Genomic DNA, 26,375 nt, shown 5'->3' on the forward strand with positions numbered 1-26,375 from the left:
GGTGCGGTAGGCGGCGCACGCGGAATTGATCGTAGTCGTGACCTGTGCGTTGCGTCGAACGAAACGTGTGCGGACGATGATCCGCGAACGCATTGCGTCGGACGCGCTGCTGCGCGTGATCAACGACGTGCTCGATCTGTCGAAGGCCGAGTCGAACCAGATGGTGCTCGAACGGATTCCGTTCGAACATGCAAGCCGATCCGTCCATTTACCGGCGCTTTGGCGGCAGCGGCCTCGGGCTGCCGCTGTGTGCGCGCATTGCAAGGCTGATGCATGGCGAACTGACGGTCGACAGCCGTGTGGATGAAGGTTCGACGTTCATCGCATCGCTGCCGCTGCCCGATGCGCCGCCCGGCTGGCGCGGCACTTTTGCGGAGCCGGCCGAGGTAATCGGTGGTGCCACGGCGATCGAGCCGGAGCGGCATGACGACGACGCGCCGCCGCTTCGCGTGCTTGTTGCCGAGGATCACCCGGCGAGCCAGCGCGTTGCGTCGCATAGTTCCGGCCGCCGTGTCGTGTGCACGAGGGGCGCGATGCGGATCATATAGGCGAATTTGGGATGTCGGCTTTGTCTTATGCTGTCTGATGTCTGTTTATTTTAAAAATTAAAATCGGATTTGTGAATTAAAGCGATGATATAAAACATTTTCTTTTTGTTGAAATGTCGTGGCGCCATGATGGCTGATACGTGCTTTGCAGGATTTTAGTACAAGTGCGAATGCTTGCTCGTCAGATGTCGAGCTATTACTATTGATTGTTGCTATTCCCCGCAAATACAATTCACTCAACTCTGATAAAGAGTTATTTTCATGGGTTCCAGTTGGAGTGAATCGCGGCAATCAATGCCGAGAAAATCGCCATCGCGGCAGCGGTCGCACCGGCACCTGGCGACCGTGCGTACCGACCGGCGCGGCTATGCGGTCGTGCCGTATCTGCAGCCGTATCGCCAGAACTGGCTGAACATCGATCCGTCGAGTATCGGCACGCATACGGAAATCCCCGATAACGCGAAGATGGTCGTGCCGACACGCGGCGCGATCGTCAAGACCCGCTTCGAGGCCGAGTCGGGGCGGCGTGTGCAATTCGAATTGAGCGGCGACGAAGGCGGCAAGGTGCCGTTCGGCGCGCAGGCGTACGACGCGAAGGGCAAGCTGCTCGGCATGTTGGACAACCAGTCGCGTTTGCTGGTGTTCGGTATCGAAGACAAGGGCAGCATTGACGTACGTTGGGGCGACAAGCAATGCACGATCGGGTATGCGCTGAAGCCGCAGGACAAGGAACTGGCCTATGAACGCGTGGCGGCGAGTTGCAGGCGCGCCAGCACGCTGGCCGGCGGCGAGTGAACTGTGGCGGATCGGAAATTTCAGCACCGGCATTTCAAATTCAGATTCATCGGGTTCCAAACCAAATCACTCTGGCCGTGGGTTGCTGTGATGACGAAGCGGCGTGTCATTTGGCTATCTTCGAAACCTAACGACAGAGAGTTCTCGCATGCATGCGATCACTACATTCAAATTCAAGCGGGTCGCGCATATCGCTTTCGGTCTGGCTTTTCTTGCGTTCGGCCTCTGTACGAACGTGCAGGCGACATGTAACGTCAGGCAGTCTTTTGTAGGTCCCGGCCCCGGCCGCTTCACGATTTCTCTGCCTGCCACCGTTGCGTTCGATCCAATGCAACCGGACGGCACCGTTCTCATGAGCCGCGACGTAGTCTCGCAGGGGTTTGAGGTCTATGCCACTGGCTGCAAAAACCCGAACTCACTTGGGCGCGAGATGCATTCCGGTGTAGGTACACTCGGACGCTTCGATACCTTTCCCACGTCCGTTGCCGGCGTCGGCATTCGTGTCGGGTACCGGAGCAGCGGTGGTACTGCCATCTGGTGGAATAACAATATCGTCGATAACTCTGGTTCCGTGGGCATGACAATTTATCCGCCCCCGCTCGTCGTCGAGCTTATCAAGACGGGCCCCATCACGGCACAAGGCAGCCTCGGCGGTGAAATCGGTCGGCTGACGTTATTGGACCATGGTCAGATCGTGTACAGCGTTTTCATGACTGGCACGCTTACCATCAAGCCGAGCGTGCCCACCTGCAACGTGTTGACCAAGACCGTTCCGGTCGGTCTTGGCAAGGTTACGATGGAAACGCTGCGAGGCCTCGGTTCGTCCAGTCAGTCCACGCCCTTCGACATCAAGCTACAGTGCGCAGGAGGCACCCAGGGCGCAACCACGAGGATGTGCATGACGCTGACCGACGCCGCCGATCCGGGCAATCGCGGCACAGCGTTGTCCTTGTCTCCGGATTCCAAGGCCAAGGGCTACGGCATCCAGATACTGCGTGCCGACGACACGCCCGTCAGCTATGGGCCGGATTCGGCCGCTGCAGGCAACCCGGGCCAGTGGTACGTCGGCGAGCCTGGCAACAACCATGTGGCGATCCCGCTGAAAGCGCGCTATGTCCGGACGGCAACCGATGTCCAGCCCGGAACTGCGAATGGTGTGGCGACGTTTACCATGAGCTATCAGTAGATCGTCGACTGGGCAGCGATACCATCCGGTTACCAGGCTTGGACGCGTAGCGCACTGACGCACGCGCCGGGCGACTGCTGGGGTCGCGTGTTGCACTGGCCCAGTTCGCCGACGGGGGGCGGACCGGGGGGGCCGGCCGCCCGGCGTTGACATCTGCATCGGATTGACCAGCGGCAAATGCGTCAAATTGCAGATCACGGAGGACGGTGCCCTAACGATGGACCGGAATCATTCGGTCCCAGTAAACGAGGCTTACCGCTTCACGGGCAAGGCTAGGTACGTACAGCCATTCGGCGCGATTACCCCAGGATAAGCCGACGGGGCGAGTGGCTTCGTCATCCTGCCGAACGGCGGTGTCGTCGCCGACGCCTCACTGCTTTCCGTATCACCAGGCGCCGAGTTTCAACCGTCCCGGAACATGAAGCTATACGCGCTCAGCGCCGGCGCACCGCCGAGATGCGCATACAGCACCTTCGATCCCGGCTCGAATTCCCCGCGCCGCACCTTGTCGATCATCCCGTGCATCGACTTGCCTTCGTACACGGGATCGGTCAGCACGCCTTCGAGCCGTGCGCACAGCCGGATCGCCTCGAGCGTGCCTTCGTTCGGCAAGCCGTACTCGGGGCCGCCGTAGCGCGTATCGAGGATCACGTCCTTATCGGTGATGTCGCGCCCGAGGTCCACCAGCTCGGCGGTATGACGTGCGATCCGCGTGATCTGCTCGCGGGTCTGCTCGGGTTTTGCCGACGCGTCGATCCCGATCACGCGATCCGCGCGCCCGTCGGCCGCGAAGCCCACGACCATGCCGGCCTGCGTGCTGCCCGTCACCGAGCACACGACGATGTAGTCGAACCGGAAGCCGAGCTGCGCCTCCTGCGCACGCACTTCCTCCGCGAAGCCGACGAACCCGAGCCCGCCGAGCGGATGCTCGGAACAGCCGGCCGGAATCGGATAAGGCTTGCCGCCCGCCTGCCGCACGCTTTCCATCGCCTCTTCCCAACTGCGGCGAATGCCGATGTCGAAGCCGTCCGGCACGAGCCGCACGTCGGCGCCCATCATCCGCGAGAGCTGGATGTTGCCGACGCGGTCGTACACGGGATCGTCGTAGTTCACCCAATGTTCCTGCACGAGCACGCACTTCATCCCGAGGTGCGCGGCGACGGCCGCGACCTGGCGCGTCTGGTTCGACTGGACGCCGCCGATCGACACGAGCGTATCCGCGCCCTGCGCCAGCGCATCGGGGATCAGGTATTCGAGCTTGCGCGTCTTGTTGCCGCCGAACGCGAGGCCGCTGTTGCAGTCCTCGCGTTTCGCATACAGATCCACCTTGCCGCCGAGGTGTGCGCTCAGGCGCCCGAGCGGCTGGATCGGCGTGGGGCCGAACGTGAGTGAATAGCGGGGAAAGCGGTGCAGGTTCATCGAATGTCTCCGAAAGGCGCGGCGGATAGGTGACGGGACCGGCCGGCAGATGGCGCCCCGACGAGAAAATGATAGGCGGACGCGCGAGAAATGAGCGTGCGAAATAAATAACGTCGTCCTACGTTTCAAACGTGGTCATCACTTTGTGAACAATCCGAGTTCGTCAAACAGGAAATTTGCGCAATGAAATTAGGCAGACGGCCGGCGCGGGCGCCGGAAGCCGCGCCCGCGCTCGATCGCATCGACCGCGCGATCCTCCGGCAACTGCAGCAGGACGCGTCGATTTCCAACGTGCGCCTCGCCGCGAAAGTGAAGCTGAGCGCGCCGGCCTGCCTGCGACGCGTCGATCGGCTCAAGGAAATGGGGCTGATCCGCGGGATCGTCGCGCTGCTCGACCCGAAGCCGCTCGGGGCCGGCATGCTCGTCGTGATCGGCTTCGTGCTCGACCGTTCGACGCCGGAAGCGTTCGCCGCGTTCGAGCGGGCCGCGCAGAAGGTGTCGGGATGCGTCGAATGCCACGTCGTGACCGGCGAGTTCGATTACTTCATGCTGGTGCGCACGCGCGACAACGAGAGCTTCAACCGCTTGCACGCGGAACAACTGCTGTATCTGCCGGGCGTGCGGCAGGTGCGCTCGTTCATGGTGCTCAAGGAGATTCTGTCGACGCATGCGTTGCCGGTGTAGCGCGCCGTCGCCGGGCGTTCGCGCGTCCGGCGCGGCGCTCGAACGCACCCGTACCGAACGGTCGCACTACGCGCGCGGCGTGACGCATCCGTGGCGGCGCGCTATGCTCGACGTTCGTTGCGGCGCAGCGCGCGGGCGCGTCGCGCGATCGCATCCAGACGGAGACCCCGATGCATGACATTCAAGCGCTGATCTTCGACGTGCAGGGCACGGCCACCGATTTTCGCTCGACGGTCGGCAGCGCCGCGCGCGCGCTCGCCGGCGCGCGTGCGCCGGATGCCGACTGGGGGCGCTTCGTCGACGACTGGCGGCGCAAGTACCGGCCCGCGCTCGACGCGATCCTCGCGGGCGAGCGGCCGTGGTCGTCGGTCGACCGCATCTACCGGCATGCGCTCGACGAAGTGATCGACGCGTGGGGCCTGACGTTCTTCACCGACGACGAGCGCGAGACGCTCAATTTCGCGTGGCAGACGATCGCGCCGTGGCCGGACACGGTCGAAGGCCTGCAGCGGCTCAAGCGCAAGTTCAAGCTGGCGACGCTGTCGAATGCCGACGTGAGCGCGGTCGTCAACATCTCGAGGCGCGGCGGGCTGCCGTGGGATGCGATCTTCGCGGCGGAGATGGCGGGGACGTTCAAGCCCGATCCGCGCACCTACCGGATGGCATTGCGCTATCTCGGCGTGGCGGCGGGCGACGCGATGATGGTCGCGTGCCACAAGTACGACCTGATTGCCGCCGCCGCGCTCGGCATGAGGACGGCGTTCGTCGCGCGGCCGCTGGAATTCGGTCCGGGCGGCGACGTCGATACGGCCTTCGACGACCGCTTCGACATCAACGCGCACGACTTCATCGATCTTGCCGCGCAGCTTGGCTGCTGAGCAGCGTGGGGCGCGCGAGCGGCGCTAGCGCTGCCAGGGCGCGTCGCCGGCTCCCGCCGTTTTCCGATAGCGCTTGCGCGTGGCGCGCACCACATCGGCGCCGATCTCGCGTTCATCCGCGAGCGCCTTCAGCGCGGCAATCACGATGCTCTCGCGATCGACCTCGAAGAACGACCGCAACGCCTGCCGCGTGTCGCTGCGCCCGAAGCCGTCCGTGCCGAGCGTCACGTAACGGCGCGGCACGTATGCGCGAATCAGCTCGGGCACTGCGCGCACGTAATCGGTTATCAGACGCGGGCGCCGTCCGGCATGCGTGTTGACGCGCTCGCCCATCGCCGCTTGATGAAGCGGTCGAGCGGTGTCGCATAGCCGCGCGCGATCGCCGCGCTCACGCCGGCCGACAGCACGAGATAGGCCGCGAGCAGCAGCAGCCTGTCGTCGCCCGATGTCGCGCGCGGCGGGAACAGCGTGCGCATTCCGCCGAGCACGATCAGGTGAAACAGGTACAGCTCGTAGCTCAGCGTGCCGGCCCGGCGCAACGGCGCGAACAGGCGGCTGCCGCGCGCGTCGCCGCCGGCGGCCCGCGCATGCGCGCCGGCCAACAGCACGGCCGTGCCGAGCGCCATCGCGGTGACGCCGGCGACGTGGCTCTGCGCGATCGGCCACGCGAAATAGAGCACCGTCATCGCTGCTGCCGCGCGCCACTGCACGGCAGGCCGCGCCAGTGCGCGCCAGCGCGGCCGGTCGGCGAGCACCGCCGCACAGCAGCCGATTGCGATTCCGTCGAACGACGCGAAGTACGCATAGAGGAACCCGCCTTCGTCGCCGGCGTGCGTGAAGCGGTACACGGGCCCGATCGCGGCGACGACCACCCAGAACGCGACCAGCCGCGCATCGCGGCGCAGCGCGATGCACAACAGCGGAAACGACAGGTAGAACACCTCTTCGACCGACAGCGACCACAGCACGCCGAGCGCGTAGTTGACCCACCCGTATGCGCCGATCAGCACGTTCATCCAGAACGTCAGCGACGCGAGGTTCACGAGCCAGAACGACACCGTCGACGCCCTCCGGCGCGTGGTTCCGGAAGATCGGCACCCCGGCCGCCGCGAGGCCGTTGACGAGCGCGAGCAGCAGGAGCAGGCACGGGACGATGCGCGCAACACGCGACACATAGAACGCGCGCACGTCGACCGCGCCGAGGTTGCCCCAGCGGTGCCGCGCATTCGACGTGATCAGGTAGCCCGAGATCGCGAAGAACATCGTCACGCCGTAGTTGCCGTTGCGCACCACCGCATGCACGGCATCCCAGCCGAACGCGCGGGAGAGCGCCGTGTCGCGCAGCGCATACGCGATGTTGAAGTGATGCAGCAGGACGAGCACGATCGACACCCCGCGCAGCAGGTCGATCCGCGCGTTGCGCGGGCCGGCGCTCATTGCGGCTGCGCGGAATCGGCGAGCGCAGGCAGCGCGTCGAGGAACGCGTCGCGCGAGCGCATGCCGGCGTTCGGGCGCTGCGGCTTGTCGTCCTGTATCAGGTACGCGAACGCGAGCGTGCGCGGCCCTTTGGTCGCCCAGCCGACGAACCAGCCGTACGCATGCGACGCATCGTACTTGCGCCCCGGCGACCCGGTGCCCGTCTTGCCGTGCACGATCCAGCCGCCGGGCTGCGTGTCGATCAGCGTGATGCGCTCGGTCATGTCGTACGCGTGCGCGCTGACAGGCAGCGTCCGGTTCGCGATCTTGCGCATGAAGCCGACCTGTTCGAGCGGCGAGATGCGCAGCGACGCGTTGACCCATGCGCCCATCACGCCGTTCAGTTCACCCTGTAGGCTGGTCGCGTCCGCGTTGCCGTAGTCGAACGCGGTCGTGTACTGCTGGAAGCGCGCCTGCCCGAATGCCTGGGTGACCTGCTGCGAGTACCAGAACACCGACAGCTTCATCCAGCGCGCCGGATCGGTCGGCTCGCGCCACGGCGCGCCGCCCCAGTCGGGATAGCCGTCGCGATAGGGGAGCGCCGGCGTGTGCTCGTCCTTCAGGACGCCCGCATCGAAGCCCATCAGGCTGATGGCGATCTTGAACGTCGACGCGGGCGTGACGCGGGTCGCGCAGTCGCCTTGCTGCATGAGCACCTGGCCGGTGGCGGCGTCGGCGACGATCGTGCAGAGGGGTTTGGCGTGGGCAGCAGTGGCGGCGAGTGCGCCGGCCGCGAGTGCGAACAGCATGCGTTGCAGCGGTTTCAGCATGAGGTCCTCGGAAAAGGAATGTCGTTCTTCGTTTTTGGATCAGTCTCATGGCGGCGGCCAGCCCTGCGCTGCCGCCCGCGACATTGTAGAGGCCGTCGCGCGGGCCGTGTGCATCGAGCAAGCACTTCGGCGCGGCTCACGAAAAAGCCCGCCGGCGTGCTGTCGCACGCGGGCGGGCAAAGACCCCCTGCACGCAGACGCGACGCGGGGGCCGCGTGGAACGCGCGGAGCCGTCAGAACTTGTGGCGCAGCGCGAGGCGCACGGCCACCTGGTTCGACGTCGACGACGGCGCGTCGGTGCCGGGGATGAACGCGTTGTCGAGGATCGAGTTCGTCCTGTCGCCGGCGATGTGCTGGTACGCGGCCTGCACGTACACGTCGGTGCGCTTCGACAGGTTGTAGTCGGCCATCAGCCCGACCGAGTGGATCTTCGGCTTCGCGTCGCCGGTCGAGGCGTCGTACTTCTCGAGCGACAGCACGTACTGCGCGCCGACCATGAACGCCGGCGTGATCTGGTACGAACCGTTGACCTCGAAGTTCTGGTACTTGATCGCGCTGACCGTCGCGCCCGGTGCGATGATCGCGCCCGGCGTGCCGAGGTAGCCGTTGCCGGTCGGGTTCTTGTAGTTCGAGTTCGTGTACGCGAAGCCGACCGTCGCGGGCCCGAACGTGTAGTTGATGCCCGCGCCGAACACGCGCATGCGCTCGGCGATGTAGCTCGCGTCGTTCGCGGTGATCGCGCCGGCCGAGCCGTCGCCCGGGTGGTTCGCCTGCAGGTAGGCGGCGCCGATCAGCAGGCCGTTGTTCTGGTATTGCGCGCCGAAGCTGTACGCGCGGTTGTCCGAGAAGTTCGTGCTGTTGCTGAAGCTGTATGCGCCGCCGAACTGGAAGCCGCCGAAGTTCGGGCTCGCGTACTTCACCGTGTTGTCGAGGCGGAACGAGTTGTCGGTGTTGTCGTTGTCGAACGGGTGCGCGAGCAGGTAGCCGCCCCAGTTGCCGTTGGCCGTGGTCGGCGCGAGATAGTCGACGACGGAGTCGTACTGGCGGCCGAACGTCAGCGTGCCGTACTGCGTCTGGCTCAGGCCGACGTACGCCTGGCGGCCGAACATGCGGCCGCCCTGGTTGAGCCGGCCGGAGTTCACGTCGAAGCCGTTCTCGAGCTGGAACAGCGCCTTCATGCCGCCGCCCAGATCCTCGCTGCCCTTCAGGCCCCAGCGGCTGCCCTGCGCGTAGCCGCTCGCCATCTCGTAGACGTGGCCGGTGCCGACGTTGTTCGTGTAGTTCAGGCCTTCGTCGATCACGCCGTACAGCGTGACGCTGCTCTGCGCGAACACGGGGGCGGCGAAGGTTGCCGTTACGGCGAGCGCCGTCAGGGTCTTTTTCATTGAGAGATCTCCGGGATATCCAGCTTCTTGTATCGGTTGTCGTGAGCGCGGCGCGCCCCCGTCATCCGGAGCGATGCGCAGCCGCCGGACGTGCCGGGACCGGCGGCGTGCGGTCGTGTCTCCTCCGATGACACCGCGCATTCTTGCGAACCGGATGCGGAACCAAAAGCGAGTAATTTCGATGGATGGGATCGGTGTCGCCGATGGGGTTTCCGGCGGCCCCGGCGCGCGTCGCGGGGGCGATTGGCGCGGCCGATAGCAATGATCGGAATTACTCGTTTCCCTAAACAATTTGGCGGTCCAAACATGCAGCGTGGCCCGATATGGCCGCCGCGCATCGCGCGACGCACCGACAACAAGCCCGATATTGGAGACGACCCACCATGCAGATTCGACGACTGAAAACGGTCCTTCTCGCCGCCGCGGCGATCCTGTCCGCGCCCGCGGCCCATGCGGCCGGCGGCGCGTGCGCCGACGGCAAGACGGTCCATTTCGCGGGCATCACGTGGGAGAGCGGGTCGTTCGCGACCGAAGTGCTGCGGCAGATCATGGAGAAGGGCTACGGCTGCAAGACGGACGTCGTGCCGGGCAGCACGGCCGCCACCGAAACGGCGCTCGCGCGCAACGACCTGCAGATCTGGGCCGAGCAGTGGACGGGCCGCAGCGAGATCACCGCGAAGGCCGTCTCGTCGGGCGCGGTGAAGCTGATCGGCGACACGCTGCCGGGCGGCACGACCGAAGGCTGGTTCGTGCCCGACTACGTGGTGAAGGGCGATCCGGCACGCAACCTCAAGCCGGTCGCGCCCGGCCTCGTGTCGGTCGACGATCTGCCGAAGTTCAGGCAGGTGTTCGCCGACGAGGAGGAACCGGACAAGGGCCGCTTCCTGAACTGCCCGACGGGCTGGGACTGCGAGCGCGTGAACACGCGTCTGCTGAAGGTGCTGAAGCTCGACCAGTCGTACACGAACTTCCATCCGGGCACCGGCGCGGCGCTCGACGCGGCGATCGCATCCGCGTACCAGCGCGGCGCGCCGATCGTGTTCTATTACTGGGGCCCGGCCGCGCTGATGGCGAAATACAAGTTCACCGCGCTGAAGATGCCGGCCTACAACGAAGCATGCTGGAAGACGCTGCGCGACGAGAGCAGCACGCACCAGTGCGCGTCGTCGTACATGGTGTCGCGGCTGACGGTCGGCGTGTCGAAGCCGTTCGCCGATGCGAATCCCGACCTCGTCGGCGTATTCGGCAAGGTGCGTTTCCCGATGGACTTCCTGAACCAGACGATCCTCGAGATGACGACGAAGAAGATCGACGGCGCGGCGATGGCCACGCAGTTCCTGAAGACCCGCCAGGACATGTGGAAGCAGTGGGTGCCGGCCGACGTCGCACAGAAGATCGCCGGCAGCCTGAAGGGCGCGTAACGCTCGCGCGCCTTCGCGGCGCGACGGAGAATCACCATGAACGGTTTCTTTCTGCACCTGTCGATCGCCGACTGGGTGAACGGCGCGCTCGAGACGTTCGTCGCGCAATACGGCGACAGCTTCCATCACTTCAGCGTGCTCGTGTTGCGCTACCTGCTCGTGCCGCTCGAAGGCGCGCTGCGCGTGGCGCCGCCGTGGCTCGTGCTGCTGGTCGTCGGCGCGATCGCGTGGAATGCGACGCGCCGCATCGGCCTCGGCGCGCTCTTCATGCTGCTGCTCTACGCGATCGGCTGCTTCGGCCTGTGGGACAAGCTGATGCAGACGCTCGCGCTGATGCTCGTCGCGACGGTGCTGTCGGTCGCGATCGGCGTGCCGGCCGGCATTCTCGCTTCGCGCAGCGCGTGGCTGCGGCGGATGCTGCTGCCCGTGCTCGACGTGATGCAGACGCTGCCGAGCTTCGTGTACCTGATTCCGGTGCTGATGCTGTTCGGGCTCGGCAAGGTGCCGGCGATCCTCGCGACGATCATCTATGCGCTGCCGCCGCTGATCCGCCTGACCGATCTCGGCATCCGCCAGGTCGATCCGGACGTGACGGAGGCCGCGCGCGCGTTCGGCACGACGCGCTGGCAACTGCTCGTCAACGTGCAGCTGCCGCTCGCGCGGCCGAGCATCATGGCCGGCATCAACCAGACGACGATGATGGCGCTGTCGATGGTCGTGATCGCGTCGATGATCGGCTCGCGCGGGCTCGGCGAGGACGTGCTCGCGGGCATCCAGACGCTCGACGTCGGCAAGGGCACGCAGGCCGGCCTCGCGATCGTGATCCTCGCGATCGTGATCGACCGGATCAGCCAGGGCTTCGGCCAGGAGCGGCGCGCGCGGCGCCGGCTCGCGCAGCAGCGCCGGCAGAAGGGCGCGTCGCGCGTGCCGTACCGGCTGCCGCGCAAGGCGCAGTCGGCGGGCGTCGATTCGAATCAACCGGCGCAATCGTAGGAGCGGAGAAAGACATGGCGACCATCGACGTCAAACACGTGTACAAGCTGTTCGGGCCGCAGGCCGCGCATGCGCGCGTGCTCGACCTGCTGCGCTCGGGCAGGCGCAAGGCCGACGTGCTGGCCGAAACGGGCTGCAACGTCGGGCTCAACGACGTGAGCCTCGGCATCGAGTCGGGCGAGATCTTCGTGATCATGGGGCTGTCGGGTTCCGGAAAATCGACGCTCGTGCGGCACTTCAACCGGCTGATCGAGCCGACGGCCGGCGAGATCGTGATCGACGGCCGCGACGTGATCGGGCTCGACGCGCACGGGCTGCGCGAGCTGCGCCGCTACAAGGTCAGCATGGTGTTCCAGAACTTCGGGCTGCTGCCGCACCAGACCGTGCTCGACAACGCCGCGTATGCGCTGCGCACACGCGGCGAGAAGCGGCACGACGCGCTCGATGCCGCGCGCAACTGGCTGACGAAGGTCGGGCTCGACGGGTATGGCGATCATTACCCGGACGAGCTGTCGGGCGGGATGCGGCAGCGTGTCGGGCTGGCGCGCGCGCTGGCGGCCGACACCGACGTGCTGCTGATGGACGAGGCGTTTTCCGCGCTCGATCCGCTGATCCGCACCGAGATGCAGGATCAGCTGCTCGAACTGCAGGCGACGCTTGCGAAGACGATCGTGTTCATCACGCACGATCTCGACGAGGCGCTGCGCATCGGCGACCGGATCGCGATCCTGCGTGACGGCACGCTCGTGCAGGTCGGCACGCCGGACGACATCCTGTCGCGCCCGGCGGACGATTACGTGAAGCGGTTCGTCGAGAAGCGCACGAGCGTGAACTGAGCCGCCGGATCGAATCCGCCGACGCCTGACGCAAACCGGGTTCGAAGAAAAACACGTGATCGCAGGTGATGCATTTCTGAACGGCCAGGGCGCCCGGCCTTGGCCTCCGTTGACGAACGAATCCGGCAGGAAGCCCTTGCCGGACAGCCTTCTGCGATCGCGATCGAATATCCGGTGCTACGGGTGAACCCGGATGCCCGAAGCGACTGTGTCAAAAGTGAAACGTTTCGCGTTCGTCGCGGCGGCATTGAAAGACGCCGTCATGTGCTTGAATTCAAACGGGAATTCAGCCGTGCATCAGGGCTGTTCCGGGGCCGGCGTGTTTCAGGACTGAAACATGAATCGCACGCCGAAATCGGGCGAATCGGCCCGAGCCGCATGAAAAATCCAACTTCCTCTTTGCATTCAGGCGCTTGCAGGGGTGGCATCGCCGATGCGTCGAGTGGTCCGGATTGGCGCAGTCGGCCAAGCCGTCCCTCGTTACTTCAGGAGGATTTCATGCGCAAAACTTTATTGGCGTCCGCTGCGCTCCTCGCGTTAGGATGCAGCGGTTACGCGACGGCGAATCCATGCAGCAGCGATACCAGTTCGACATGCAGCCAAACAGCCGATGACGGATCGAACACCCTGACCAATACGGTAGGCTCGACTCAAACCAGCAGCACCGGGTCCAACGCGAACGAAGTCTCCCCCGGCGCGAGCGTCTATCAGGATTCCTACAACACCACCAGGGTCGTCGCGCTCAGCAGGCTCGACGGCTACGTCTCCAACGTCCAGGTCTCGGGCGTCGGCAACCAGGCGGCCAACTCGGGTAGCGCGGCCGGCGGAAGCGGCGGTCGGGGCGGCTACGGGTATGGCTTCGGCGGCAGGGGCGGCACAGGCGGCAACGGCGGCGCAGGCGGTGCGGGCGGCAGCGGCGGCAGCGCGCAGAACGGCAGCGCGACGGCAGGCAACGCCAGCAACGGCAGCGCGACGGCCGGCACCGGCAACGGCGGCGGCGGCGGAAACGGCGGCGCATCCGGGGCCACCGGCGGGGGCGGCGGCTACGCCACGGCGGGCGGCGGCACAGGCTCGGGCACAGGCGGCGGCGCGGTCGCGGCTTCGATCGGCGTGGGCGGCCCCGGCAGGGGCAGCGGCGCCGGCTTGGGCGGCGGCGCGGGCACGGCCGATCCCGGTTCCGCGTGGGCCCGGAATCATGGCAGCGGAAGCGCGACGGCATCGACCGGCAGCGGCACCGGCACCGGGACGGGTACCGGCACGGGCAGCGGCAGCGGTACGGGCGGCGCAGGCTCGTCAGGCACGGCGACGGCTTCGGGCGGAGCAGGCTCGGGCACGGGCGGCCCCGGCACGTCCGCGGGCGGCACGGGCGGCGCGGCGACGGCCTCGGCGGGCAACGGCGCGGCAGGCGGCGCGGGCACGGGCGGTAGCGCGGCCAACGGCGGCGCGTCGACGACGGCCAGCAACGGCAGCGCGACCGCAGGCAGCGGCGCGGTGGGTGCGACGGGCGCGGCGGGCGGCGCAGGCGGCACCGGCAACGGCGGCGTCGGTAACGGCGCGGTCGGCGGCGCGGGTGGCGCAGGCGGAGCGGTCGGGGTCAATGCGGGGACGTTCGACATGTCCAACGCAATGGCGAGCGTCGGTCAGTCCGCGGCGGGCATCATGATCGCCAACCAGAACAGCGGCATGGCGTCGTTCGTGCAGCAGGCCGTGACCGTGCAGGCGAACCTGACCGTCGGGCGTTAGAACGGCCGGCCAGCCCCGGCGAATCGTACGCAAGGCCGCAGGGGCAGTCGGTCCCGCGGCTCGCGTTCCTTCGCCGGACGGACGAGATGGCCGGCGACGGCGGGACGACCGGATGGCCGCCTCGCCGTCGCCGGCGTATTCCGGCCTGACGTCCGTCGATCGACGGTCACGCCGATTCCGCTCCCTGCGCGTCGGGTTCGAGCCAAACCGCGCAGGGCCGAGGAGACAGCCATGCGAATCCGAAAGGCATTTTCGCTGATGCTATTGCCTGCGGTGCTGCTGCCGGGCCTGACGGCCCGTGCGGCGCCTGACGCGTCAGGAACCGGCGTGGATGCCGGGGCCAGCGCTGCGCCGACGCCAGCACCTTCCACACCGGTTGAACGCCCGGACAGTGGCGCAGCCGCTGCGGCAGCGACCGGCGCGCCGGCCGTGCACGACGACAGCCTCGGCGTCGCGATGACGCCCGACCAGCTCGACCAGCATCGGGGCGGCGATGCGCTGATCGGGCAGAACTACCTGACCGGCGCGGTTTCCGACAACGTGGCGAACCGGGTGTCGACAGGCTCGAATTCGATTGCCGACGGCTCGTTCGCGAATTCGAGCGGATTGCCGACGGTCATCCAGAATACCGGCGCCAACGTGCTGATCCAGAACGCGACGGTGCTCAACGTGCGCTTCGGAAATTGAGCGATGAGACATTGCGCGGCAGTGTGGATGGCGGCGCTCGCGTGCGCGGCATCCGTCCCGGCAGCCCGGGCGGACGAGATGACCGTGGTCGATCCGGCCGGCGCCGGCTACGCGATGCACGTCACGAGTCTCAAGGAAGCGCGCTTCAGGCGGACGGTCAAGCAGCAGTACGACTTCAGTTGCGGGTCGGCCGCCGTCGCGACGCTGCTGACTTACCAGTACGGCTATCCGATGACCGAGCAGACCGCGTTCACCCAGATGTGGGAGAACGGCAATCAGGAGAAGATCCGCCGACAGGGATTCTCGCTGCTCGACATCCGGCGCTTTCTCGAAGCGCACGGTTTCGTCGCGGACGGCTACGAACTGCCGCTGCAGACGCTCGCGAAGACGCACACGCCGGCGATCGTGCTGATCACCGAGCACGGCTATCACCATTTCGTGGTCGTGAAGGGGCTGCGCAACGGGCGCGTGCTCGTCGGCGATCCGGCCACCGGCACGCGGCCGGTCTCGCTCGCGAGTTTCGAGCAGAAATGGGAAGACCACGTCATTTTCGTGATCCACAACAAGCCCGAGCTTGCGGTGTTCAACGACCCGCGCGACTGGCGCGTCGCGCCCAGCGCGCCGCTCTACACCGGCATCAACCGCGATGGCCTGTACAACGTCGTGATGCCGAAGCATGGACCGAGCGACTTTTGAGGACCGTCATGAGATCCGAGACCAGGAAGATCGCCGGCTTTGCCGCGATGGTGTGCGGCGGGATGGCGTCCATGGGCGCGGCGGCGATGCCGGACGGAACGCCGGCCGCGACCGTCGAATGTGTCGTGCAGACGAGCGGGGCGGCGTCAGGGCTTCCGGCGTCCGGTCGCGCGCAGGATGAGCGGGACTGGCCGGCGGGCGGCGCGGTCGCGCTCAGCGACACGCGCCTCGACGCGATGCGCGGCGGCTTCGATCTGCCGGGCGGCCTGCAGGTCTCGTTCGGCATCTCGCGTGTCGCATTCGTGAACGGCAACCTGGTCACGACGACCAACTTCAACATTCCGGACGTCAGCCAGATCACCGCGCAGCAGGCGCAGGCGCTCGCGGCCGCGAACCTGGGCGCGCTGATCCAGGTCGGGCCCGGCAACGCCGCGCAGCCCGGCGCGCTGCCGGGGCTGACCGGCGCGGTGATCCAGAATACGTTGAGCAATCAGCACATTCAGGCGCTGACCACGATCGATACGTCCGTCAACACGCTGTCGATGTTCAAGAACCTGAACATCATGTCGACGCTCAACAACGCGCTGACCGGCGTGCTGCCCGGCAGATGAGCGGGCAGACGCGCGTCCGGCGTCAGAACGCAATCGGCACGCGCAGCGTCATGGCCACGTCCGGTGTGTCGCGCGTGAGGCCTGCGCCGATCGACAGGTTCAGCGTGGTCTTCGGCGACAGCCGGTACGAGTAGCCGACCAGCAGCGTGCCGAGGATCACGCGCACCGAGCCCGGCACCGTCTGGCCGTTCTCCTTCGTGGGCAGCACGATGCTCTGGTCGTAGCCGAGGCTCACCGACGCCTTCTCGTTCAGCGCGAGGCCCATGCCGATGTTGAAGCCCCAGATGTCGCCGGGCTGCACGCTGCCGACGAAGTCCTTCTGCCCGTTGCGGATCGTGAGGCTGAGGTTGTCGCGGCCGAAGCTGTGCAGATAGCTGACGTTGCCGAAGAACACCACCGGGTCGGACGGGAAGAGCCACGTGAGGCCCGGCTGGATCGCGTAGAAGCCGGAGCCGGTGGGCTGTTCGAGCGGCAGGCCGGTGCCGGTGGTGTTGCCGACGCAGCGCGTGACGCAGTCGGTGACGACGTCGAACGGGCTCTTGCCGGTGGCGGTCTTGAAGCGGAGCCAGCCGATGTAATAGAACTTGTCGGGGCCGCCGGTGTTGAACTGGTAGCGCAGCGTCATTTCGACGTCGCCGAGCCCCTTGCCGTGGCTGTTGAACGCGTTGTCCTGGGCGGACCCGGTGAAGATTTCGCGGCTGACCGTGTCGTTCGTCGAGTACACGTAGGGGATGCGGACTTCGACTTCCATCCGGTTGGTGATCCCGTAGCGCGCCGCGACCGCGGCCGTCAGCGTGGTCGTCTTGACTTCCCGCACGTCGACCAGGCCGATCAGCAGCGCCGGGATGATCGTGTAGCCGACGAGGGCGACGCGGTTCGACGACGAATAGCCGAACTGGAACGACGGCTCGACGACGAACTTGTGCTTGGGCGTCAACACGCCGGGCTGATCGAAGATCGGCGCGACGGGCGGCGGCGCGGTGTCCGGCACGGGCGCCTGGCCGACCGGCTGGCTCGGCGCCGGGGTGGCCGCGGATTGCACGTTGCCGGGGCTGGGCTCAGGGCTGGGGGCGCCGGCTGTCATTGCGCCGCCGGTGCTTGCTGCGCCGGCGTCGGTTGGCGCCGTGCCGCCGGTGTCGCCGGGGCCCGCCCCACGTTTGGCCGCGAGTTCGCGATTGTCCAGCGCCCGGCTCAGGCGCGCGAGATTCGCCTCTTCATCGGCAAGCTTGCGCTTGAGCGCGTCCAGTTCCTTCAGGTGGTGGTCGACTTCCTGGCGCAGCGCGGAGATGTTCTCCTGCGTCGACTGGGCGTCGAGCGACTGCGCGTGCGCCTCGGCTTGAAAGAGCAGCACGCTGGCGTAGGTGATGGCACGGATGTGGCGAAATGGCATGCGCTTCACGGTGCGTCTCCATGATCAGGCTTGCAGATTCACCCCAATGTGCATCGACGGCGGGCCAAAGGATGTCTCTCCGGCGGCGTCGATGCGCGTGCGATCGAGCGCAATGAAACTTCGGCAGCGAGGCCGCGCGCCGACGCAGGATTGTCATGTGCACAACATCACCACAACGTCAGTTGCCGCCGCCCGAACCACGCAGCAGCAGACTTCACGAGGCTAGTTCAGGCAGACTTCGAAAGCCAATCAGACAAACCCTTGATCGCGTGCGGCGGCGACACGGGCGCACCTGTTTCGCGGGGCTTTCCGTCAAAACCGCATGCATGTTTCGCGCCTGTGCGACGCGGGGCGCGCGTTGTTTTTGTGTGTGCGCCTGTCGTTCATCGGCTGACAACCGACACGTCGACAAGCTTGCAGAGCAGGATCGCTGTCGCCGCCCGTTGCGTCGGTTTTCTGGCAGTATGTCGGCGCGCATGCATGCCGCACGGCCGGTTCGTGCCGGCATGCGCATACCATCGATCCCGACGCTACGTCGACCACCTTCGCCAGATGAACTCCAACCCGAATGTGCCGCCAGGCCGACCGCTCCCCCGGACCACCGACAAGCGCATGCCGGTCGAGGATCTGCCGTATCCGCTCGGCGGCCGCCACGCCGACGACCCCGCCGACGACAACCGTCTTTACGGGTTGCTGGGCGACCTGGCCGTGTTCGAGCACATCGGGCTGCGTCCGAACATTCGCGCTCGCACCATCAGCGAGTGGCAGAGCCTCGGCGGACGTCTCAATGGAGAAATGTTCGCGGGATTGAAGAAGGTGTTCGGCTTGATCACCGAAATCGAAGAGGGGCCGATGGGCTCGCCGGCGTCGATGACGAACGACGCCGAATTCAACGGATTCGCGTCGTGGCAATGGGTCGCGTCGACCGACGACGATGCGCACTTCTTCATGTTCCGTTCGCGCGACGCCGAGTGGGCGGGCTTCCGGTGGCGCGGCGAATGCTTCCGTTTTCGCCTGGCGTCCCTGCTGGGCTTCGTCCTCGAGACGGGGATGCCTGCACGCGGCTCCGGTTATTTCCAGGTGTCGGCCGTGTGCGTGTTGCGCGACGAGCCGGGGCCCAACGCGTGGTTTCGCAATGTCGAGGCCGCGCACTTCGACTTAAGCGACGCGTGGACGGCCGAGGTCGCATTCGAATTGCTCAGCGTGCTGACGCGCGTGGCGAATTTTCTGGGCAAGGCGTTGACGGCGAATCAGGTCGCCGATGCCTGAGCGTACGCCAACCACCGTACGCTCACCGTGGAGAACGCATGCTGACCGCAAAAACCATACTGGATGACTTCGACCGCCATGGCCTGATCTGCAGCGATTCGATGCAACAGACCTTGCTTGCGCGCCACCTGCCTTTTGTCCTTTCGCCGCGCGCGGCCGCCGCGTCAGTGCGCAACGGTTTCACGCTCGCCGGTTCGTGCGTCGGCCGTTTCCTCGCGAAGCGCATCCGCCAGGATCAGATCCGCGCCCTTTTCCGCGACCATCATCGTCGGCGCGTTGATGTTGCCCGACGTGATGTTCGGGAACACCGACGCATCGACGATCCGCAGCGCCTGCAGCCCGTGCACGCGCAGCGACGCATCGACCACCGACGTCGCCGCGTCCGGCCCCATCGCGCACGAGCCGCACAGGTGGTAGATCGAACCCGACTGCTCGCGGAAATACTGCAGCATCGCTTCGTCGGAATCGACCTGCGGCCCCGGCGAGATTTCCTCGACGGTCATCGACTTCAGCGCAGGTGCGCGCATCAGCGCACGGATCAGCTTGCTGCCCTGCACGGCTTCGTCGAGATCCTTCTGCGTGGTGAGCGCGTTGATGTGGATCTTCGCGGCATCTTCCGCGCGGTTCGACGCGATCTCGATCGTGCCGCGGCTCGTCGGCCGGCACGGGTTGAACGCGATCAGGAAGCCCGGGTAAGGCTCGGGCTTGATGCTCGCCCGGTCGCTCTTCGGAATCCGGTACGACAGCGGGTTGAAGTAGAGCTGGAGGTTCGGCTCCTGCGCCTCGTGCGTGCCGCGGAAGAAGCCGCCGGCCTGGTTCACGCTCATCGCGAGCGGCCCGCGCTTCGTCAGCAGGTAGCGCAGCCCGATCTTCATCTTGCCGAGCAGCGTGCCCATCTCGTCGTTCAGCGTCGGCCGGTTCGCCTTGAAGTAGAAGCTCACGCACAGGTGGTCCTGCAGGTTGCGGCCGACGGCCGGCAGCGCATGCACGAGCGGCACGCGCCGGCGCGCGAGCAGCGCCGGATCGCCGACGCCCGACAGCTGCAGCAGCTTCGGCGTATCGACCGCGCCGGCCGCGAGGATCACCTCGCGCGCGGCGACGAGCGTTTCGTCGCCGTGCTCGCCCGCGACGACCACGCCGGTCGCGCGCGTGCCGTCGAACGTCACGCGCCGCACGAGTGCGCCCGGGCGCAGCGTGAGGTTCGCGCGGCCCAGCGCGGGCCGCAGGTACGCGAAGCTGCTGGAGCAGCGTTCGCCGTTCTTCGTGTTCAGGTCGTAGATGCCTGCGCCTTCGAACTTCGCGCCGTTGAAGTCGTCGGTGCGCGGCAGGTTCAGTTCGCCGCAGCCCTTCAGGAACTCGTGGACGATCGGATGCACGTCGGCCTTCATCGACGTGATGTGGATCGGCCCCGTCGCGCCGTGGTGCTGCGGATCGGTCGCGCCGGCCGCGTGGGTTTCGAGCTTGCGGAAGTACGGCAGCACGTCGTCGTACGCCCAGCCCGGATTGCCGGCCGCCGCCCAGTCGTCATAGTCGCTGCGCTGGCCGCGCACGTAGACCATCGCGTTGATCGAGCCCGACCCGCCGACGACCTTGCCGCGCGGGCAGTACAGCTTGCGATCGGCGAGTTGCGCTTCGGGCTCGCTGTAGTACATCCAGTTGTAGCGGCGGTTGTAATAGGTCTTCGTGAAGCCGACCGGTACCTTGAACCAGAACGACGCGTCGCGTTCGCCCGCCTCGAGCAGCAGCACCGAGTGCCGGCCCGATTCGCTCAGGCGGTTCGCGAGGATGCAGCCGGCCGAGCCCGCGCCGACGATGATGTAGTCGTAGCTCATGTCTGTCCTTTGCGCTCAGCCCTTCGCGGGGGCGAGATCCTTCACGTCGACGGGGTGTTCGCCCATCTGCAGGTGCAGCCGTTCGCCCGTGTACGGCGTGTGGCGCCTCACGACGTCCATGTCGAGCTCGATGCCGAGGCCCGGCTCGTTCGACGGGACGATGTAGCCGTCCTCCCAGCGGATCGGCGTCTTCACGACTTCCGCATGGAAGCCGCCCCACGTCATGATGCTTTCCTGGATCAGGAAGTTCGGCGTGCAGGTCGCGAGCTGGATGCTCGCGGCGGCGCCCACCGGCCCGTTGTACAGGTGCGGTGCGATCTGCGCGTAGTGCACTTCGGCGAGCGTCGCGATCTTCTTCGCTTCGAGCAGGCCGCCCACGCGCGCGACGTTCAGCTGCAGGATCGACGCGCCGCCCGCCTGCAGCAGCTTGTGGAATTCGTACTTGGTGGTCAGGCGCTCGCCGGTCGCGATCGGGATCGACGTGTGCTTCGCGACTTGCGCGATCGCTTCTTCCTGGCCGGGGGGCACCGGCTCCTCGAACCACAGCGGGTCGTATTTCTCGAGCCGCTTCGCGAGCCGGATCGCCGACGACGGCACCATCTGCCCATGCGTGCCGAACAGCAGGTCGGCCTTGCTGCCGACGGCTTCGCGCACCTTGCGGCAGAACGTCTCGCAGCGGTCGAGCACTTCCAGCGACAGCTGGTGGCCCGAGTAGGCGGTGTACGGGCCGGCCGGGTCGAACTTGACGGCGGTGAAGCCGAGCTTCACGTTCTCGGCCGCGCATTCGGCCGCGAGGTCGGGATCGTCGTAGTCGTATTCGCCCCTGGCATTCTTCGGGTACAGGTACGTGTACGAGCGCAGCCGCTCGTGGATCTTCCCGCCGAGCAGTTCGTACACGGGCTTGCCGGCGGCCTTGCCGACGATGTCCCAGCACGCCATTTCAAGGCCGCTGACGACGCCCATCATCGTGAGATCCGGCCGCTGCGTGAAGCCACTCGAGTAGGCCTGGCGGAACAGCCGTTCGACGTGATGCGGGTCGCGGTTCAGCAGGTGGCGTTCGAACACGTCGTCGATGATCGGGGCCATCGCCTTCGGGCCGAACGTCGCCGAGTAGATCTCGCCGACGCCTTCGATGCCGTCGTCGGTTTTCAGCTTCACGAAGATCCAGTACATCCCGCCGACATGCGGCGGCGGCACGGCGACGATATGGGTTTCGAGCGAAACGATCTTCATGCGGACTCCTGGATGCGGTGAATGCGGGTGAGACGGTATTTGAGGAAGGCGGCCGCGGCCGCGCCGCAGAGCGCGATGGCCGCGATATAGCCGAAATAGAGCTGGTAGCCGTGCGCGCCCGGGAAGGTCTGCGTCACGTAGCCGTTGATCAGCGGCACGAACACGTCGGGCGAATAGCCGAGCACCGAGATCAGGCCGATCGCGAGGCCCGCGCAATGCGTCGGCACCTTGCAGTCGTCGAGCAGCGACCAGTACAGGCCGCGGATCGCGTAGGTGAGGATGCCGATGAACAGCACGAGCACGACGAGCATCGCCTGCGGGCTGTGCGCGGGCGCGGCGATCAGGCCGACGAGCGACAGCGCGGCGAGCAGCAGCGCCCAGAACAGCACCGACACCTTCGAGACGCGGTCGCCGAGGAAGCCGCCGCCGATGCCGCCGATCGGGCGCATCCACAGCTTGAGCGTCGTGATGAAGCCGGCCGCCGTCGCGCTGAGCCCGAAATTGCCTTCGTGCAGATAGGCCGAGAAGCTGTAGGTCGCCCAGAACACCTGGTAGCCGCAGAACACGATCGCGGCGACGAGCCACAGCTCGGGGATCGCCGCGAGCGTCTTCAGGTCGGTCAGCACGTTGCCTTTTCGGCGTTCGGTCACGGCCTTGCGCCCGCCGGCACCCGCCGGATCCTTCACCAGCGCGAGCAGCACGCCGAGCGCGATGCAGAAGAACGCGTACAGGTGCACGACGAGCCTGAAGCCGGCCGCATCGGTGCCGCCGTGCGCCTGCGTCACGTAGGCGAACAGCGTGATCGCGACCGTCGCGAGCAGCGCCTCGACGAGCCCGCGGCCGCCGTCGAGCAGCCCGAAGAAGCGGCCCTGTTCGTCGGGGCCCGCGATCGTGTTCACGCGCTTGATCACGGCGGCCCAGAACGTGAGGCCGGTGGTCAGCCCCCAGCCGCCGAAGATCAGCACGAGCGTGTCGAACGACGGCCCGGTCGCGTAGACGAGCCCGAGCGCGCCCGTCGCGAGCAGCGAGAAGCAGATCAGCCAGCGCGGCGACAGGCGGTCGGCGAGCCAGCCGCTCGGCAGGTAGCTGACGAGGAAGATCGTGCCGAGCGACGAGTACAGGTAGCCGAGCTGCACGTCGTCGATATGGAAGAACTGCAGCATCGTCGGCTGGTATACCTGCCGCAGATACAGCATCGGATAGATCGCGCCCGCGGCAATCACGAGCAGCAGCAGTTGCAGGTAGCGCTGCGTGCGCGAGTCGTGCGATGTGTGCGCATCGGTGCGCGAAGCGAGCGACGCGGCGGGCGTCGACGGTTGGGTCGGCATGATGTCTTCCTCCGGGAGATCGCCGCTGCGCGGACGTCTCCTCGTGTCTTGGTCTCGATGGAACGTGGCCGGTGCGCGGCGGGATCACGCCGCGCACCGGCAGGGAACGTCAGTACTTCATGACGACGAGACGCGTCTGCGTGAATTCGAGCATCCCGTGTTTGCCGTCGTCACCGCCGAGGCCCGAACGTTTCCAGCCGGCATGGAAGCCCTGGTACGGATCGGCCGGTGTGCGGTTCACGTACAGTTCGCCGGCTTCGATCGCGTTCGCGACGGTCATCGCGGTGCGGTAGTGCTCGGTGTAGAGCACCGACGACAGGCCGAACTGGTGGTCGTTCGCGTGCGCGATCGCTTCGTCGATCGTCGTGTAGCGCAGCACGGGCATGACCGGGCCGAAGGTCTCCTCCTGCACGATCTCCATGTCCTGCCGCACGCCGGTGAGCAGCGTGGCCGGGTAGAAGAAGCCGGGGCCGTCGGGGATCGCGCCGCCGGTTTCGAGCGTCGCGCCTGCCGCGATCGCGCGTTCGACCATGCCGTGGATGTGTGCGCGCGCCGATGCGCTGACGAGCGGGCCCATCCGCGTGGCATCTTCCGCACGGTTGCCGATGCGCACGGCCGCCATCTTCTCCTTCAGCAGCGCGACGAAACGGTCGTGCACGCTGTCGTGCACGTACACGCGCTCGATCGCCGTGCAGAGCTGGCCGCAATGGGTCGTCTTCGATGCGACGAGCGCGGCGGCCGCGCGTTCGAGGTCGGCGTCGGGCTCGATGATCGCGGGCGTCTTGCCGCCGAGCTCGAGCGACGGCTTCGCGATGTTCGCCTTGCAGTAGTCGAGCACCTTGCGGCCCGCGTTCACGCTGCCGGTCAGCGTGATCATGCCGACCGCCGGGTGCGTGCACAGCGCTTCGGCCGTCGCGTGGTCCATCGTCAGGACGTTGACGACGCCCGGCGGGAAGCCCGCATCGTCGGCCGCTTTCGCGATCTCGAACGCGGACACCGGTGTGTGGTTGCTCGGCCGCACGACCACGGTGTTGCCGGCGATCAGCGCGGGCGCGACCTTGCGCAGCAGCGTGTAGACGGGATAGTTGAACGGGATCAGGCACGCGACGACGCCGATCGGCTCGCGCTGCAGGAACAGGTTCTCGTCGGGCGTGTCGCTCGGGATGATCTCGCCCTCGATCCGGCGAGCCCACTCGGCGTGGTAGCGCGTGATCTGGCCCGCGTAGACGGCTTCGTTCGACGCGTCCTCGACGCTCTTGCCGGATTCCTGCGCGAGCGCCGCGCCGATCTCGGGGGCACGTGCGGCCAGGGCGTCGGCGAAGCGGTGCAGGTATGCGGCGCGCTCGGCGCTCGGCCGCTTGCGCCACGCCTTCTGCGCGGCGGCCGCGGCGTCGACGGCGGCGAGTGCGTCGGCCGGCGTCGCGGCGGGCACGCGCGCGAACGGCGCTTCGGTGGCGGGATTGTGGACGACGATGAACGCGTCGCTTTCCGGGGCGACGAAACGGCCGTTCACGTAATTGCGTTCGGTGCGCATGAAGTGACTCCTCCGATGAATGCGGGCGGATCGCTTCGGGTGGCGACACGCGCGGTACGGGACAGAGGCCATTCTGTTCATGCGTTTAGCGCACGACAAACGACTTATTTTCGGGGTGAGCGTGAGAAAAACGCATGTTGCTCGGCAGGTCGGGCGGATTCGCACGCCACGCAACGGGAGGGCGATGGCGGCGCGCGAGCGGGGGTGCCGCGGCCTGCAGGTATTTCCCGATGGGGCGGGGCCGGCGCGCGGCGCTCCGGCCACGCTGTCGTCCGCTCAGCGCAGCGGCGGCTGCGGAAGCGGCGACGACGGTTCGAGGTGGCGCTTCGCGAGCCACACTTCCTGCTGCAGCCAGTCGCGGAACTGGACGATGTGCGGCAGGTTCGTCTGTTCGGGCCGCGTGACGAACCAGTATGACTGATGGCCGTCGACGTGCACGTTGAGTACCTGCATCAGTTGCCCGGTCGCCAGTTCGCGCGCGACCATGTGGCGATCGGCGATCGTGATCCCGAGGCCGTCGATCGCCGCGCGGATCGCGTGGTCGAGCAGGTCGAATTCGTAGCCGCCGCGCGTGTCGACGTCGGCGATGCCGGCGGCCTTCAGCCAGTGCTGCCAGGTCAGGTAGCGCTGGTCGTCGGTGGCGAGCACGTGCAGCAGCGTGAAGCGGTTCAGGTCGATCGGCGCGCCGTCCTGTCGCAGCCGCGCATACAGCGCGGGTGCGCAGACGGCGATATGCTGCTCCTGCATCAGCAGTGCGTTGTCGAAGCCGTCCCATTCGCCGTCGCCGAACCGGATCGCGCAGTCGAGCACGCGCGATTCGCCGAGACTGTCGTGAATGCGGGTCGTGAGGCTCAGCTCGAATTCGGGATGCGCGTCGCGCAGCCGGCCGAGCCGCGGCATCAGCCAGCGCGCGGCGAAGGTGGGCGGCACGTTCGCGCGCAGGCGGTTCAGGTGGGTTTTTTCCTGCAGGCTGCGTACGGTCAGCTCGATCTTGTCGAACGATTGCTGCAGCGCGCGCAGCAGCACGCGGCCGGCCGCCGTCAGTTCGAGCTGGTGATGGCGCCGCTCGAGCAGGGTTTCGCCGAGCTGGCCCTCGAGCTGGCGAACCTGGCGGCTCACCGCGCTCTGCGTCACGTTGAGCAGTTCGGCCGCACGCGTGAAGCTGCCGGTGCGGCCGGCCATCTCGAAGGCTTTCAGCGCGTTCAGCGCCGGCATCTTGCGTCTCACGGGGCGGTGTCGTGTTCGGTGCGGGATGCTTATTGTAGGCGCGCGGCATGGGGAGGCGGCCGTTTGCTGTGTGACGGGGCGACGCGAGCGACTGGCGATATTGGCTGCAGGAGCGGGTGGCGAGGGAGAGGCGAGCGGCGGCACTCGTTTCGCACAGCCAGTGGGTTCGACGCCTTGTCGCGGTTCCCGCCGGCGTCACGACGTCGAACGTCAGGAGCGAGGCGCGATAGAGGTCTCAGAGAAGATGACAGAATCGGACGGGTAGACCTTCAGGCCGGGTTGTGGCGTGACGATGTCTTCAATCATGATCGGCGTTCGCACGGCAGCGGTTCGGCAGGGCGACACGAGCGAAGGCGATCGGCCGATGACGGCCGGGCGTTGTCGGGACGTGCCCAATACGAGTCGCGTGCCGTCCATCCGTTCGATCGGCGATG

At 66.8% G+C, this 26,375-nt stretch carries 21 protein-coding genes and 3 pseudogenes; 13 read left to right on the top strand and 11 right to left on the bottom strand.

Going from position 1 to position 26,375, the window contains the following annotated elements:
- Nucleotides 1–188: 188 nt before the first annotated feature.
- The 3 genes and pseudogenes from WT26_RS38885 to WT26_RS21650 form a co-directional block, all read left to right on the top strand.
- Nucleotides 189–482: pseudogene (locus WT26_RS38885) on the top strand (ATP-binding protein); the annotation flags it as partial.
- Nucleotides 483–842: 360 nt separating this feature from the next.
- Nucleotides 843–1,343 (top strand): FimD/PapC C-terminal domain-containing protein, encoded by a 501-nt coding sequence (locus tag WT26_RS21645; protein WP_060153545.1) that lies wholly within the window; start codon nucleotides 843–845, stop codon nucleotides 1,341–1,343.
- 148 nt (nucleotides 1,344–1,491) lie between these two features.
- Nucleotides 1,492–2,529 (top strand): fimbrial protein, encoded by a 1,038-nt coding sequence (locus tag WT26_RS21650; RefSeq protein WP_080485710.1) that lies wholly within the window; start codon nucleotides 1,492–1,494, stop codon nucleotides 2,527–2,529.
- Nucleotides 2,530–2,931: 402 nt separating this feature from the next.
- On the opposite strand, the gene WT26_RS21655 is transcribed toward WT26_RS21650, so the two are convergent.
- Nucleotides 2,932–3,948, bottom strand: a complete 1,017-nt coding sequence (locus WT26_RS21655; RefSeq protein ID WP_069273916.1) for a 1-aminocyclopropane-1-carboxylate deaminase — start codon at nucleotides 3,946–3,948, stop codon at nucleotides 2,932–2,934.
- Between the two features lie 183 nt (nucleotides 3,949–4,131).
- Here WT26_RS21655 and WT26_RS21660 point away from each other — a divergent pair, with 183 nt between their 5' ends.
- Complete coding sequence (locus WT26_RS21660; RefSeq protein ID WP_069273917.1) at nucleotides 4,132–4,632, top strand: Lrp/AsnC family transcriptional regulator; 501 nt, start codon at nucleotides 4,132–4,134, stop codon at nucleotides 4,630–4,632.
- A gap of 170 nt (nucleotides 4,633–4,802) precedes the next feature.
- Nucleotides 4,803–5,510 (top strand): haloacid dehalogenase type II, encoded by a 708-nt coding sequence (locus WT26_RS21665; RefSeq protein ID WP_059724629.1) that lies wholly within the window; start codon nucleotides 4,803–4,805, stop codon nucleotides 5,508–5,510.
- Nucleotides 5,511–5,534: 24 nt separating this feature from the next.
- On the opposite strand, the pseudogene WT26_RS21670 reads toward WT26_RS21665, so the two are convergent.
- From WT26_RS21670 to WT26_RS21685, 4 genes and pseudogenes are all read right to left on the bottom strand, one after another.
- A pseudogene (locus WT26_RS21670) lies at nucleotides 5,535–5,795 on the bottom strand (hypothetical protein); the annotation flags it as partial.
- A gap of 2 nt (nucleotides 5,796–5,797) precedes the next feature.
- A pseudogene (locus tag WT26_RS21675) lies at nucleotides 5,798–6,947 on the bottom strand (acyltransferase family protein).
- Nucleotides 6,944–7,756: an OXA-1043 family class D beta-lactamase gene (gene blaOXA, locus WT26_RS21680; protein ID WP_081333756.1), complete on the bottom strand. Its 813-nt coding sequence runs from the start codon at nucleotides 7,754–7,756 to the stop codon at nucleotides 6,944–6,946. Before blaOXA ends, WT26_RS21675 begins: the two are co-directional and overlap by 4 nt.
- 233 nt (nucleotides 7,757–7,989) lie before the next feature.
- Nucleotides 7,990–9,141 carry a porin gene (locus tag WT26_RS21685; protein ID WP_069273918.1) on the bottom strand — a complete coding sequence of 384 codons (1,152 nt, stop codon included), beginning with the start codon at nucleotides 9,139–9,141 and terminating at the stop codon, nucleotides 7,990–7,992.
- Between the two features lie 383 nt (nucleotides 9,142–9,524).
- Here WT26_RS21685 and WT26_RS21690 point away from each other — a divergent pair, with 383 nt between their 5' ends.
- The 7 genes from WT26_RS21690 to WT26_RS21720 all read left to right on the top strand — a co-directional run bounded on the left by WT26_RS21690 (nucleotide 9,525) and on the right by WT26_RS21720 (nucleotide 16,128).
- Complete coding sequence (locus WT26_RS21690; protein WP_059730491.1) at nucleotides 9,525–10,562, top strand: ABC transporter substrate-binding protein; 1,038 nt, start codon at nucleotides 9,525–9,527, stop codon at nucleotides 10,560–10,562.
- A gap of 36 nt (nucleotides 10,563–10,598) precedes the next feature.
- A complete protein-coding gene (locus WT26_RS21695; RefSeq protein WP_069273919.1) occupies nucleotides 10,599–11,555 on the top strand; it encodes an ABC transporter permease in 957 nt (318 codons plus the stop codon).
- Nucleotides 11,556–11,569: 14 nt separating this feature from the next.
- Nucleotides 11,570–12,391, top strand: coding sequence for a quaternary amine ABC transporter ATP-binding protein (locus WT26_RS21700; protein WP_059523838.1), 822 nt, complete (start codon nucleotides 11,570–11,572; stop codon nucleotides 12,389–12,391).
- Between the two features lie 498 nt (nucleotides 12,392–12,889).
- Nucleotides 12,890–14,134 carry a hypothetical protein gene (locus tag WT26_RS21705; protein ID WP_059716997.1) on the top strand — a complete coding sequence of 415 codons (1,245 nt, stop codon included), beginning with the start codon at nucleotides 12,890–12,892 and terminating at the stop codon, nucleotides 14,132–14,134.
- Nucleotides 14,135–14,365: 231 nt separating this feature from the next.
- Nucleotides 14,366–14,821, top strand: coding sequence for a hypothetical protein (locus WT26_RS38500; protein ID WP_063801273.1), 456 nt, complete (start codon nucleotides 14,366–14,368; stop codon nucleotides 14,819–14,821).
- A 3-nt stretch (nucleotides 14,822–14,824) separates the two neighbouring features.
- Nucleotides 14,825–15,517, top strand: coding sequence for a C39 family peptidase (locus WT26_RS21715; protein ID WP_059657422.1), 693 nt, complete (start codon nucleotides 14,825–14,827; stop codon nucleotides 15,515–15,517).
- A gap of 8 nt (nucleotides 15,518–15,525) precedes the next feature.
- On the top strand, nucleotides 15,526–16,128 hold the full coding sequence (locus WT26_RS21720; RefSeq protein ID WP_059887074.1) for a hypothetical protein: 603 nt from the start codon (nucleotides 15,526–15,528) through the stop codon (nucleotides 16,126–16,128).
- A gap of 22 nt (nucleotides 16,129–16,150) precedes the next feature.
- Here WT26_RS21720 and WT26_RS21725 read toward each other — a convergent pair whose 3' ends face one another.
- Nucleotides 16,151–17,527, bottom strand: coding sequence for an acetate kinase (locus WT26_RS21725; protein WP_059821389.1), 1,377 nt, complete (start codon nucleotides 17,525–17,527; stop codon nucleotides 16,151–16,153).
- 21 nt (nucleotides 17,528–17,548) lie between these two features.
- Between WT26_RS21725 and WT26_RS37465 the strand changes: the two genes are divergently transcribed.
- Nucleotides 17,549–18,787: a hypothetical protein gene (locus tag WT26_RS37465; protein WP_155123163.1), complete on the top strand. Its 1,239-nt coding sequence runs from the start codon at nucleotides 17,549–17,551 to the stop codon at nucleotides 18,785–18,787.
- A 164-nt stretch (nucleotides 18,788–18,951) separates the two neighbouring features.
- Here the strand turns inward: WT26_RS37465 and WT26_RS21735 are convergent, their stop codons facing one another.
- The 5 genes from WT26_RS21735 to WT26_RS21755 form a co-directional block, all read right to left on the bottom strand.
- The gene (locus WT26_RS21735) at nucleotides 18,952–20,619 is read right to left on the bottom strand and encodes a GMC family oxidoreductase (RefSeq protein WP_069273920.1); all 1,668 of its coding nucleotides are present in this window, start codon (nucleotides 20,617–20,619) and stop codon (nucleotides 18,952–18,954) included.
- Nucleotides 20,620–20,634: 15 nt separating this feature from the next.
- Nucleotides 20,635–21,852 (bottom strand): mandelate racemase/muconate lactonizing enzyme family protein, encoded by a 1,218-nt coding sequence (locus tag WT26_RS21740; protein WP_069273921.1) that lies wholly within the window; start codon nucleotides 21,850–21,852, stop codon nucleotides 20,635–20,637.
- Entirely contained in the window at nucleotides 21,849–23,180 is a 1,332-nt protein-coding gene (locus tag WT26_RS21745) for an MFS transporter (RefSeq protein WP_069273922.1), read from the bottom strand. Before WT26_RS21745 ends, WT26_RS21740 begins: the two co-directional genes overlap by 4 nt.
- 109 nt (nucleotides 23,181–23,289) lie before the next feature.
- On the bottom strand, nucleotides 23,290–24,714 hold the full coding sequence (aldA, locus tag WT26_RS21750) for an aldehyde dehydrogenase (protein ID WP_069273923.1): 1,425 nt from the start codon (nucleotides 24,712–24,714) through the stop codon (nucleotides 23,290–23,292).
- 276 nt (nucleotides 24,715–24,990) lie between these two features.
- Nucleotides 24,991–25,929 carry a LysR substrate-binding domain-containing protein gene (locus WT26_RS21755; RefSeq protein ID WP_069273924.1) on the bottom strand — a complete coding sequence of 313 codons (939 nt, stop codon included), beginning with the start codon at nucleotides 25,927–25,929 and terminating at the stop codon, nucleotides 24,991–24,993.
- Nucleotides 25,930–26,375: the final 446 nt, after the last annotated feature.

This window comes from Burkholderia cepacia (genome assembly GCF_001718835.1).
Taxonomy (GTDB): domain Bacteria; phylum Pseudomonadota; class Gammaproteobacteria; order Burkholderiales; family Burkholderiaceae; genus Burkholderia; species Burkholderia cepacia_F.